This is a genomic window from Streptomyces sp. NPDC038200, from assembly GCF_055600785.1.
Window position 1 is genome coordinate 71,109 of the sequence record NZ_JBVJYH010000002.1, and the last position, 11,808, is coordinate 82,916.

An 11,808-nucleotide genomic window follows, 5' to 3' on the forward strand; every position below is an offset into this window, starting at 1 on the left:
GGTCAACTCCTCGCGGAAAGCTGGGCGTCGGGGTCTTCAAGGGCGCGGGCGGAGGCGGCGTCATGCTGCTCGACCGGCGGACGGTCCTTGAGGTCGAGTACGTCGGGCCAGCGCGGGTCGTCGGGGGCGACGACGAGGTGGCGGGCGTAGAAGCCGTCGAAGAAGGACAGGACGAACATCGGCAGCAGGGTCCAGATCGCCACCTGTTCCAGCGGCTGGTTGCCGGTGAGCGCGGCGATGATGACCACCACGAACACGTTCGGGTAGGTCATGGCGGTGTAGTCGTCGAGCGTCTGGACGTGGCGTCGACGCTTGAGCAGGGCGGCGACCAGGCGCAGGCCGACGGCGATGCCTACGGCGGTGGGCGCGTACGTGGTGAAGCCGTGCAGGTCGAGCTTGAGGCAGACCAGCACGACGAACGCGGTCAGCAGGAGCACGGCCACGTATCCGTTGCGCTCGCCGTATTTGGCCGTGCGGATGGGAGAGCGTTCCCGCAGGCGTTTGACCAGGAGGTAGACCAACGTGACGACGCCGGTGGAGGTGGCGGCGCTGATGGCCACGGCCGCTGCGACGTCCTCGTGCAGGGTCAGGGCGAGGACGGTCGAGAACGACACGGTCGCGGCCAGTGAGGAGAGCAGGACCTGTGCGAACGTCGGCATGATCATTCCGCCCAGGCAGCGACTGACCGTCATCGCCACCACCGAGCTGGGGGTGGCGAGGAACACCGCGGCGATCGCCGCCGTACTCGTACTGCCCGCGTCCGACCAGGCCACCAGGGCCGCGAAGGCGATCGGCAGGGCGAGGTAGCGCAGGGCGACGGACCGGAGCGTGCCGCGGTCGGTGACGTAGGCGCGGGCGTTTTCCAGCTCGATGCGGCACATGGTGATCACGCTGGCCAGCACCAGGAGCATCAGCAGCACGTACGGGGACGCCGACAGGCGCACCCCGGCCAGGTTGGCCAGGAGGCCGGCGGCCAGTCCGACGCAGAAGACCACGGGATGATTGACGACGATCCAGTCGTAGACCATGTTCATGGTCTTGTTCTCGTTCTTGACGTAGCTGTGGATCCGATCGCCCTGCAGCATCTGCGAGTTCGGCAGGCGCAGGTCGTACGATTCGTCGGCCGGACGGGCCAGGATGAACCGGCAGATCAACTCGACGACGTACTTGTGGGAGACCACGCAGACCGTTTCACCGCGGCGCAGCGCCGGCAGCAGCTCCTCCTCGTAGAAGGCATGCACGCGATCCTTGAACTGCTGGAACGTCTCGCCGCCGTGCATGGTGGGGCTGTCGGCGTTCATGGCGCGCTCGTACTCGGCGATGCCGTGGCGGCGCTGGAGGATGGACTTGCTCTCCAGCGTGTAGCTGCCGAAGTCGCGCTCCATCAGGCGCTCCTCGACCACGACCTCGGGAGCATCCGCGTCGGTGGCGTCGAGACGGAAGAGGGTGCCGGCGGTCTCGTAGGCGCGGGTCAGCGGAGAGACGTAGACGCGGTCGAAGTGCCGGCCGCGGTGGCCCTTGGCGACCTTCTCGGCCTGGATCCGGCCGAGGAAGGTCAGCGGGGCGTCGCGCTGCCCGGCGATGCGGTGGACGGAGTTGCAGGTCGATTCGCCGTGCCGGACCATGAACAGCCGGCTCAGCAGATCCTGCTGGTTCTCGACGGTCATCACGCGTCCTTCTTCGGGGCGTGCTTGACCTGCTCGGCGTACTGGGAGTCCCAGCCCGCCAGCTTGGTGATGTCGCACAGGGTGTGGACCGCGTGCTTCTGCACGAGCGTGGCCAGCAGGGAGACGGTCCGCCGGGCCTGCTGAGGGGTGAGACTGAACTCGCGGGCGAGGGCGGCGCCGAAGTCCGTCAGGTCGTCGTCCAGGATGGTGCGGTACTTGCGGCGCTCCGTGCGGTCCTGGGCTTGCAGGTAGTTGACGGCGTTGGGGAGGACGTTGTCTCGGGCGTGGTCCTGCAGGCGCTGGCGCAGGCGGGTGGCCTGCGGTTCCTCGGTGGCGAGGTCGGCGGCGATCCAGTCGCTGCTGCGGATCAGGCAGTGGTGGATGCCGTCGGGAACGTCCATCTGCTCCTCGCCGCTGGCGGATTCGAGTCGGCGCAGCACCTCCATCGCCGTGTCGAAGCACTGGTTGCGCAGGGTGCCGATGCTGAACACGAACGCGCCCAGGCGGCCGCGGCGGGTGGTCTCGTCGCCCTGGCGCATCGGGCCGACGCCGAACAGCCCCGCCGCCACCTCGCCGTCGGCGCCGATGAGCTGTCCGTGGGTGCCGACCTCGATGCCCCGGTGGGTCTTGGTCTGCGGCTGCGCGTAGCCGTGCGCGTTGACCAGGCCGTGCCACAGGGGGTGGTCGGTGCGCTCGTAGTCGGTGTTGTTGCCCAGGCAGTTGACGACCCTGTCGACGACGATGTCCGGCTGGTCGGTGAAGACCACCCGGATCTTCGTGCCGTCCTCGACGGGGCGCATGTCCTGGATGCCGGCGGACATCAGGTCGACGGTCTTCGGGGCGCCGTTGTATCCGCGCATCCGGCTGCGCACCACGCCGCCGATCTCCCGCACCGTGCTCGTGCGGTTGGTGACGATCAGGCTCTTGTACCTGTCGAGCAGCGACCGCACGTCGCGGGCGTCCATGCGGGAGACCAGTTCGATGACGTACGGCTCCCACGCCTTCATGACCCGCTCGGGGAAGACGGCCTCGAGCGCGCTGCCCGGTTCCACGCCGTGCTGGTCGCGCAGGTGCGCGTACTCCGCCTTGATCCCCTCCACCACCGCCTCGGGGCTGAGCTCCTTGGCGTCGAGGAAGGGGGGCCGGCGGGCCTGCCAGATGTCGTGCTCGTGGTCGACGGGGTAGGTGCCGTGCATGTGGCCGCCGCGCGAACAGATCAGGATCTGCCCCCGGTGGCCGGCGTGGACGAGGGAGATCACCGTGTCGAAGGCCGACAGCGCGGAGCCCGTGACAAGGACGCTCTCCTCGGCGCCGACCGCCTGGAACCAGTCCTGCGCACCGGGGGCGTAGGGGTCGGGGAGGAAGCGGTCGCAGTCCTTGATGCGGTGGTAGAACGGCGCCTGCACCGGTGAGAGGTGACCTGTCGCCAGGACCACCTGGTCCGACGGCAGGCCGTGCACGCCGCCCCGCTCCGAGGCGTCGGCGTACTTGACGACATAGCCGTCGCCCCGCCGGTGTACGTCGATGACCTCACCGGAAAGCTCCCGCAGGGTCACCTCGGCGGGGGCGTCGGCGGCCGCGTCGCGCAGCCGCTCGGCCAGGTACTGCCGGAAGATCCGCCGCGGCACCACGCAGGCCACGCCGAAGCTGTGATACTGCCACTTCTGCGGCCAGTCAGAGCGGTCCGCCTCCTCGTTGGCCCACTCCAGGAAATCCTCCGGACGCTCGCGGCGCAGGGTGATGCGGCCGGCCTGGATGTTGAGCATGTGCTCCCAGTTGGTGGACGCCCAGCCGAAGGCGATACCGCCGTAGCGGTAACCCTCCTCCCGCTCTATCAGACATATCTCCAATGGCCCATCGGCGAAGTGGAGCAGCCGGATGGCGGTCAGCGTGCCCGAGAACCCGGCGCCGACGATCGTGACGCGACGTGTGCCGGGAGCCGTATCGGTTTCGGAGTCGTGCTGCATACCGCTCTCGGGCATGGCCTTGTCCGCCATGCCGCGGTCCTGGCTCGGGGTGCCCTGCGTCCTGGTGTGCTGCGTCGTGGTGTGCTGCATTTCCACGGTCTTGTCTCCTTCGGTGGGGGGAGTCAGCGCCACTCGTGGGTGAAGCGGACCGTTATGGCGTCGCGGATCGAGTGGTGAACGATGCAGCCCCGCTCGGCCTTGAGCAGGGGCTTGGAGATCAGGTCCCGAAGGGCGGCGGGCGCCGAGATCCGCACGGTGATCTCGGAGAAGCGGGTCGGCGCGCTCACGAGACTCCCGTCGACCTGGAAGCCGATCTCGGAGGCGTCGGCCTGCGGGTCCTCGGCCTTCAGGGCGGCGAGGAAGGTGCTCACGTAGCACCCGCCGAGTGCCAGGAGCAGCAGTTCTCCGCCCATGGGGCCGGCGTCGGTGCCCTCCTTCTCCTTGGGCCGGTCGATGGTGAGCGTGTGGTCTCTGGCCTGGCCCACGACGACGCTGCCGCCGACGGGGCGTAGGGATACACCGAGTTCGGGCATGGCGATGCACGTACTCCTGTCCTGGAACGGGGCACGCGGGGCTCGCCGTCGGCGGCGAGTGGGACTCCCGGGGTGCAGGTGAGCGGGGACGGGCCTCAGCATCAGGACGGAATGCTGGCTTCCGGAGTGATCTGGATGATCCTGGACGCGCTCCGTGGCCGGAGGGGAACCCTCGGATACCGCTTGACAGTCGAGGGCCCGGGTCCGCTAACTTGAAACGAGTGTTCCAAGTTGTTGGTGGCCCAGGTGTCCCAGGGGGAGGATGTTCGTGCCGCAGGTACTGGATCCGGTAAAGGCCCGCACGATCGACGAGTTCATCGCGGAGCTGCGGCTGCTCAAGGCGTGGGCGGGAAATCCGTCGATCACCGAGATCACGCGGCGCATCCACCGGGACTGGCAGCGGGCAGGGCGCCCGCGCGGCGAATGGCCCGCCCGCTCGACGGTGGGCAACTGCTTCCAGCTCGGCCGCCGCCGCCCCAACTCCGACCTGCTGCTGGCCGTGGTCCAGGCCCTCGTCGGCACCGATGAAGCCATTCTCTCCGTCTGGCGGCAGTCGCTTCGCACCGTGCTCGGCGAGGCCGAGGCCGCCGCACGGGTCAGCGCCTCCAACCGGCTGCCCGCGGTACCGCCCTTGTTCGTCGGCAGGACCGACCTGGTGAGTCAGGCGGAGGTCTTACTGGCCTGCGACCGGGACGGGACGGCGCTTGTGCTGGAGGGCATGCCCGGGGTGGGCAAGACGTCACTGGCCCTGCACATCGCTCACCGGCTGCTGGCCGAGGAGCGCACCGACGCACCCATCCTGTTCGCGAACCTGCGCGGCTCCGTCCCGCAAGGCCCGCCCGCCGACCCGGCCGCCGTGCTGGAGACCTTCCTTCGCCTGCTCGGCACCACCGGCGACCGCATCCCCTACGACCTCGAGGCACGGGCGGCTCTCTACCGGCAACTGCTGGCGGGAACCGGAGCGCTGATCGTCCTGGACGACGCAGCGGACGCGGAACAGCTGCGGCCCCTGCTGCCGGGGAGCCGAGGATGCCGCACGGTGATCACCAGCCGGCGTGCCCTGGCCGGCTTCGGGGACACCACTCGCCTATCGGTGCAACCGCTCGACCCGGACGACTCCGTCGAGCTGCTGCGGGCGACAGCGGGAGCCGAACGCGTCTCCCCGGACATCCCGGCCATCCACCGGATCGCGGGCCTGCTGGGCCACCTTCCGCTGGCGCTCTCCATCATCGGCCGTCACATGCGCGACCACCCCGCCTGGGCGCTCGGCGACTACTACAGGGAGCCCCTGACCGGCCTGGCCCTGGAGGACGGCGTACGGACCGCGCTGTCCGCTTCCGACGCACGACTGCCCAAGAGCACGCGACGGCTGATGCGTCTGTTGGCCCTCCATCCGCTGCAGGAGATCGACGCCGCCACGGCCGCCGCGCTCCTGGACGAACCGACCGTCACGGCCGAGCGTCACCTCGCCACCCTGACGGCAGCACACCTGATCGAGCGCACCGCGCCCGGCGGCTTCCGACTTCACGCCCTGGTCCACGCCTATGCGGAGGAACGTATCTGCATCGACGAACCGGCTACCGGCATCCGTCAGGCGCTGAGCCGTCTGCTGGAACACAGCCGCAGCCGTGACGCCGCCGTACGACTGGAAACCCGGACCCTCCGCGCACTCCGTCTGCCCGTACCCCGCCGGCACGCCGAAGGGGACGACGAGCCCAGGCTGCCGCAGCAGCCCGCAGAGCGGGTACTCGCAGCCTGACGGGCCGCGCACCGATTCGGCCTCCGGACACCAGGAGAAGGGCATGCGCGCCGACCAGCTCCGGGTCCTCGTCTTCGACATCAACGAGACGCTCAGCGACCTCACGCCGTTGCGCGCCCGCTTCGACGAGACGAGCAAGTTCTCCCGGAGGAACGTCGAGGGGTTCGAACCGCTCATCCGGGCGGGGCTGATCCTCGTGAGGGCGACATCGGCGTACGTGTGGCTGAACTCGACGCGGTCGGGAGACTGCTTCCCGCTCCAGGAGGCGCGGCGCTCCCCGCCGCCGGCGCCGTCACCCGCCTTGGTGCGCGTGCCCTGATCCGTCACCTTCCGCCGCCACGGCGGCCCGCACCCGCTGCTCCTCGCGAGCAGAGCCGACGTCCCGTTCCAGGGGGGTGCGGCTCACGGCTGTCGCGAGGTCCTCCAAGGCCCGTTTCTGCAGTTCCGCCTCGCGCCGCACGACCGGGCTCCCGTTGCCGGAGGCGGTGTCCTCCCACGCGTGGAGCGCCTCCTCCACGCCTCCCCAGTCCGGATTCCTGTGCTCGCGGATGGCGGCTGCTGCTTTTGCGGTGTCCGTTTCCAGAGCCTCGGCGAATCGCTCCGCCTGGGGGACGAAAGGGCTGTCGGCCCGCGGGACGTGGCTCTCCATGAGCATCGCTGCCCGGCCGAACCCCTTGAGCGCCTCCTGCGCCTCCTGCGCCTCGCGCGACGTCAGACCCCTGGGGCGGACCGGTTCCCGCCTTGCCCGGTCGTATGCCTCCTGCCAGGCGGCACGTGCCTCCCTGCTCTCCAGCAGTGCCCGGCGCATGTCGGCGCGATGCTCCCGGGTCGGTTCGGCGTAGTCGCGGAGCACCGCGGCCGCGTAGCGGCCGTCGGCGGCGAGCCAGTCCGCGAGCCGGCCCGGCAGGCGGGGTGTCTCCCACGCGGGGAACACCAGGTACGCCAGCATCGCCAGGGCCCCGCCGAGCAGGGTGAGCACCACCCGCTCCGGGACTGTCTGCTCCCACGCCTGGCCGCCCATGCCGAGCAGGAAGACGACGTACGCGGCGGTGAAGCACTGGGAGTAGGCGTAGCCGGTACGGTTCAGCGTGTACGACAGGCCCGCCGAGACCACCGCCAGCGCGCCGGACACATGGGCGTCCGGGCCCAGGGCCCGCACCGTCCCGGTGGCGAGCGCGACCCCCGCCAGGGTCCCGGCGAGACGGGCCACCGCACGCGCGTACGTCCGGTGGAAGTCCGGCCGCATCACCATCACCGAGGCGATGGGCGCCCAGTAGCCGTGGCCCAGGGGTAGCCGGGCGGCGATCAGATAGCCGAGCGTGGCCACCGCCGCCAGGCGGACGGCGTGCCGGAACACGGGCGAGTCCCGGCGGAGCTCACGGCGCACCGCCCGGACGACGATCGGGACCAGCCGGAGCAATGTCGGGCGCACCAGGAACTGGGCGCCGGCGAGGCCGGGCGGCGTGGGCGTCCTCCCGCTCACGCAGCCGCTCCCGGCGATCTCCAACGCCTCACCGAGCAGTTCCACAAGCCGCTCGGCGGCTTGCCGCGCGGGGCCCTCCAGCACCTCGTGCTCCTCGTCGACGCGCAGGACGTCCGTGCTCTCGTTCCGCACCTCGGCGGGAGTGCCGCGGCGGATCGAACGGGCGGCCGCATCGAGGACGTCGGCGGCCGCGTCGAGCAACTCCCGCGCGCGGTCCCGCCCGGGTCCTTCCGCCGGGGCGCCGACGTCGGGGTCGGCGAGCGCGGCGACGATTGGCCGAATGCGCTCGGCGAGGCCCCGGGGGCCGTGGAGGGCGGGGGGACGGGTGCGGGCCTGAGACGGCGTCACGGCGGCCGCGTCCCGGGCCGTCATCAACGGCTCCGGGTCGAACGGGGCGGTCGGGTCGTGCCGCAGCCGGCGGGCGTAGTCCGCCACGGCGGCCAGGGCGTCGGCGAGCGCGTCACGATGCGCTCCCCAACGCCGGATCGGGAACAGCAAGATCAGCACGGCCTGTGTCACGCCTCCGAGTGCGATGACCCCGGCGTGCTCCAGGGCTCGCCCGACGCTCGTGGGCAGGGTGATGGTCACGAGCATGCTGCCCACGGTCGTCGCTGCGACGATCCCAGCGGTCGATCCGACGGCCCACGCCATTCCCGCGGCAAAGGCCCATACGGCCAGCAGCGGAAGGAACGTCACGAGTCGCCCTGCCGCCAGGTAGCCCACGAAGGTGCTGAGCGCCAGACCCGCGCCCGCGCCGAGCGCGACCACCTTGCGTGGACGCCAGCTGCGCTGGAAGGTGGCCCCACCCGCGGAGTAGGCGCCGAGGGCGGCGGACGCGGCATACGCAGGGGAGACCATCCACAGCGTCGGCCCGATGACGATGGCCACCCCAGCGGCCGTGCGCAGCGCGAGCAGGGTCTCCAGTCGCGTCTCCTCGATCGTGAGCCCGGATCGCACGGCCTCCGCGAAGGCCCGCAGCCACGTCACGGGTGTTCGCCTGGCCGGAACGCCCTGCCGGGTCGCGTCGGCCCGGTTGAGGTGCGGCAGCCGTCGGGCAAGGAAGCCTCCCACACGGCCTGCGAACTGGCTGGCGGCCGCAGCCGCTGCACGGGGTGCTGCCCCTGCGGACACTGCTGAGCGTCCGCCGTCCGTCCTCCGGGCCGGAGCGCGGGCAAGCGCTGTTGGTCCGGGTCCGGCCGGAGCGCGGCGCTTGCCCCCAGCCCCGTCCGGGGGACGGGCAGATCGCCACCCGCCCCCCGGACCGGTCCAGGCCGAACAGGGGGCACGGCGGCCCCGGGGCTCTTACCGCTTGTGGCCGTTGCCGTGTCCGTCGGGATGCAGGACCACCTTGGTCCAGCCCTCGTCACGGGCGTCGAAGTGCTCGTAGGCGGTGGGGGCCTCGTCCAGGCTGAGTTCGTGGGAGACGACGAAGCTCGGCTTCGCCTTCCCGCCGGCGATCAGGTCTCGCAGCGCCCGGTTGTACCTCTTCACCGGCGCCTGCCCGGTGCCCATGTGCTGGCCCTTGAACCACATCATGCCGAAGTCGATCGGGACCTTGCCCTGGGCCTCCAGCTCGCCCTGGGCCTCCGCTCCGCCGGGATCCTGGGGCAGGAACACGCCCACCACGCCGATGTCGCCGGTGAACCTGACCGAGTCGATCAGTCCGTTGAGCGTGAGGCTGGCGTCCTCGTGTCCCTCGGGGTCGTGTGCCTGATAGCCGACGCACTCACAGCCGTTGTCGGCGCCCAGACCGAGGGTGGCCTCCTTGACGACCTCCGCCGGGTTCTGCTCGGCGGTGTTGATGGGGATGGCCCCGATCTCCTCCGCCTTGCGCAGCCGGTCGGGCTGGTGGTCGACCGTCCAGACGCGGCCGGCGCCCTTGAGGAGGGCGGAGTAGGTCGCCATGAGTCCGACGGGGCCGGCCCCGAAGACGATGGTCTGGTCGCCCGGTTTGACGTGGGCCATCTCGGTGGCGTGATAGCCGGTGGGGAAGATGTCGGCGAGCATCACGTAGTCGGTCTGCCGGTCGGCGGCGTCCTCGCCCAGACGCAGCGCGTTGAAGTCGCCGTAGGGCACGCGCAGCAGTTCCGCCTGGCCGCCCTGGTAGGGGCCCATGTCGGCGAATCCGTAGGCGGCTCCGGCGAGGGCCGGTTCCGGCTGCATGGTCAGGCAGTAGTTGGTCAGACCCTGCTCGCACTGCTTGCAGAAGCCGCAGGCGATGTTGAAGGGCAGGACCACGTACTCGCCGACCTGGACCTTGCGGACGGCCGAGCCGACCTCCACGACCTGGCCCATGTTCTCGTGGCCCAGGGTGCGGCCGGACTCGAACGAGGTGCGGCCCTCGTACATGTGCAGGTCCGAACCGCAGATGTTGGTCGTGGTGATTTTGACGATGATGTCGCAGGGGTGTTCGATCTTCGCGTCCGGTACGTCCTTCACGGTGACCGTTCGCGGTCCTTCGTATACCGCTGCTCTCATGGTGACTTCCCTTGATGTCGCGGCATGGTGGTGATGGAAAGGGCGCAAGGAGCCTGACTCTCGCAAGTGCTGCGACGGGGTTCGGGGCTCCGGTACGCCTCTGCGGGCCGTTCACCCGGATCAGGTGGAACGGTCGTTTTGCCGCCGGCCCGCCTGGCGCAGCTTCCGCGCTTCGGCGGCGTGCCGTGCGGGTCCCCGTCGGCCTCCGAGGCGAAACAACCACGCACCGACCGATCGGCGGAATCTCCGGACCCGGACGACCACCGACCGACGGCGCATCTCCGACGGAGGTCACCCGCTAGTCTCCGTGGTCGTCCTGCAGCAGGCTGCGACGTTCCTGTTCGCGCTTGGAGTAGGCGGCTGCCCGGATCGCCTCGTCGCTCTCCAGGCCCGATCCCAGCGCGCCGCCCACCGTGGCGACCGAAGCGACGAACCAGGACAGCGTCCAGTACTCCGTGGCGTGCAGCGGGGTTCGTGTCGTGGAAGCGAACACTCGGTCGTTGAGGATGAACAGCGCCCACACCAGGTTGATGACCATCAGACCCACGTAGCAGACGAGCACCCCGATACCCACGGTCACGACCGTCGAGGCATTGTAGAGAGCCGCCCTCTTCCTCGCCTCCGGCGACACCTCATCCGCTCGATGCCACAGGTTCGCGTCCACGATCAGCCAGCCGATCATGAGCGCGACAGAACCGACCGTGGCGATCACGAGGCGTGGCGTGCTCAGGGAGGTGGCCAGGTTCCAGATGGTGGAGTTCACGGTGGCGACCGCTCCCGTGGCGAGTGCGGCCGCCAGGGCTTTCGACAAGCCCGGCACCAAGCGCCACGGCTGGTTGGCGCGGACCATACCGAGGAGCACCCTCAGGTAACCGCGCGGCCCGCTGACGACGTACCGCTGATCGGCGATCTCCTCCTCACCGACCTGGCCCGGATGGATGGGCGCGAGACGACCGGTGAAGGGCCCCCGCAGCGGCTGACTTCCCGGCGGCCCCTCAGGCCCAGTGGCCTGCGAGCCCGCCAAGCTGAGCACGGCTTCTTCCACGGCCTGCCGGGCCCTTGTCTGCAGCCGGAAGCCCCCCAGCGTGGGAAGAGACAGCAGCGCCAGGCCATGCTCGTGACTCAGATCCACCACGAGCTTGCGCCCGTGTGTGTGCAGCGGAAGGTCGGTGAGGGCCACGATGATGTCCCAGCTGCCCTCACTTGCGCGGTCCATGATCCGCTGCATCAAGGTGGGCGGATCCTCGGCCCCTGCGGTGAAGGGCTCACTGACCACCTCGACGTCGAACCGTCGTCCCTGGCCTGACCTGTCGGCGAGCCGGTCGGGAAGCAACCGGGCCATGCGCTGCGCGATCTCCGTCGGCGCATCCGGATCCGCCAGAAGAGCCACGACCGTAACGTCCTGTGACGACACCCGGATGACTCCTTCTCGTCGGCTGCCCCCGCGATCGCACGTGGCCACAGGATGCCCCCGAGGTAACGCCGACGCTGCGTGACACGCTGGCCCCTGCCGGCAGGTGCGGGCGGTACGGTCGGATCTCCTCGTGCTCTCCCGTGCAGGACCTGCCCCGCCACCGGGCCACACGGTTGCCAGCGCCACCACGAACACCGGCTCCGCGCCACCCCGGGCGGCACCGCACGCCGCGCCACCGGACACCCCGCTTCGGTGTCCTGCCCGGAAGTGCGCAAACAGGGGGCAGGCGAAGGCCCCGACTGGTTCGGGGAATCCCCGTCCGGGGCCGATCGAGAGTGGGCGCGAAGGGCGGTCGCCCCGCGGCGGGGGCTCCATGAGGCTTCAGGCGAACGATCGTCCTCATGGGCAGAGGATGAGGCACGGGGACACAGTTCCCTTCACACCCACATACGGATCAACGGTGAAGCACTCTCGAATGTTCCCCGGGAGCAACGCCCGGTGACACCG

General features: G+C 70.3%; 8 protein-coding genes. 2 read left to right on the forward strand and 6 right to left on the reverse strand.

The annotated features are described in order from the left end of the window. Nucleotides 1-2: 2 nt before the first annotated feature. The 3 genes from ACZ7KF_RS05515 to ACZ7KF_RS05525 are packed head-to-tail and all read right to left on the reverse strand — an operon-like array spanning nucleotide 3 to nucleotide 4,167. Nucleotides 3-1,667 (reverse strand): histidine phosphatase family protein, encoded by a 1,665-nt coding sequence (locus ACZ7KF_RS05515; RefSeq protein ID WP_471069648.1) that lies wholly within the window; start codon nucleotides 1,665-1,667, stop codon nucleotides 3-5. Then, nucleotides 1,667-3,724 (reverse strand): FAD/NAD(P)-binding protein, encoded by a 2,058-nt coding sequence (locus ACZ7KF_RS05520; RefSeq protein WP_471070010.1) that lies wholly within the window; start codon nucleotides 3,722-3,724, stop codon nucleotides 1,667-1,669. Before ACZ7KF_RS05520 ends, ACZ7KF_RS05515 begins: the two co-directional genes overlap by 1 nt. 32 nt (nucleotides 3,725-3,756) lie before the next feature. Then, nucleotides 3,757-4,167 (reverse strand): OsmC family protein, encoded by a 411-nt coding sequence (locus tag ACZ7KF_RS05525; protein WP_471069649.1) that lies wholly within the window; start codon nucleotides 4,165-4,167, stop codon nucleotides 3,757-3,759. Between the two features lie 268 nt (nucleotides 4,168-4,435). Between ACZ7KF_RS05525 and ACZ7KF_RS05530 the strand changes: the two genes are divergently transcribed. Continuing rightward, complete coding sequence (locus ACZ7KF_RS05530) at nucleotides 4,436-5,926, forward strand: NB-ARC domain-containing protein (RefSeq protein ID WP_471069650.1); 1,491 nt, start codon at nucleotides 4,436-4,438, stop codon at nucleotides 5,924-5,926. A gap of 43 nt (nucleotides 5,927-5,969) precedes the next feature. Continuing rightward, complete coding sequence (locus ACZ7KF_RS05535) at nucleotides 5,970-6,245, forward strand: hypothetical protein (RefSeq protein ID WP_471069651.1); 276 nt, start codon at nucleotides 5,970-5,972, stop codon at nucleotides 6,243-6,245. Here the strand turns inward: ACZ7KF_RS05535 and ACZ7KF_RS05540 are convergent. The 3 genes from ACZ7KF_RS05540 to ACZ7KF_RS05550 all read right to left on the reverse strand — a co-directional run bounded on the left by ACZ7KF_RS05540 (nucleotide 6,219) and on the right by ACZ7KF_RS05550 (nucleotide 11,307). Continuing rightward, the gene (locus ACZ7KF_RS05540) at nucleotides 6,219-8,396 is read right to left on the reverse strand and encodes an FUSC family protein (protein ID WP_471069652.1); all 2,178 of its coding nucleotides are present in this window, start codon (nucleotides 8,394-8,396) and stop codon (nucleotides 6,219-6,221) included. The genes ACZ7KF_RS05535 and ACZ7KF_RS05540 overlap by 27 nt on opposite strands. 315 nt (nucleotides 8,397-8,711) lie before the next feature. Then, entirely contained in the window at nucleotides 8,712-9,887 is a 1,176-nt protein-coding gene (locus ACZ7KF_RS05545) for a glutathione-independent formaldehyde dehydrogenase (RefSeq protein ID WP_471069653.1), read from the reverse strand. 298 nt (nucleotides 9,888-10,185) lie between these two features. Then, on the reverse strand, nucleotides 10,186-11,307 hold the full coding sequence (locus tag ACZ7KF_RS05550) for a hypothetical protein (RefSeq protein WP_471070011.1): 1,122 nt from the start codon (nucleotides 11,305-11,307) through the stop codon (nucleotides 10,186-10,188). Nucleotides 11,308-11,808: the final 501 nt, after the last annotated feature.

Excerpts from the sequence above, each read along its gene's own strand:
- ACZ7KF_RS05535 (WP_471069651.1), top strand. The coding sequence starts at position 5,970 with ATGCGCGCCGACCAGCTCCGGGTCCTCGTCTTCGACATCAACGAGACG.
- ACZ7KF_RS05545 (WP_471069653.1), bottom strand. The coding sequence starts at position 9,887 with ATGAGAGCAGCGGTATACGAAGGACCGCGAACGGTCACCGTGAAGGAC.
- ACZ7KF_RS05525 (WP_471069649.1), bottom strand. The coding sequence starts at position 4,167 with ATGCCCGAACTCGGTGTATCCCTACGCCCCGTCGGCGGCAGCGTCGTC.
- ACZ7KF_RS05520 (WP_471070010.1), bottom strand. The coding sequence starts at position 3,724 with ATGCAGCACACCACGACGCAGCACACCAGGACGCAGGGCACCCCGAGC.
- ACZ7KF_RS05515 (WP_471069648.1), bottom strand. The coding sequence starts at position 1,667 with ATGACCGTCGAGAACCAGCAGGATCTGCTGAGCCGGCTGTTCATGGTC.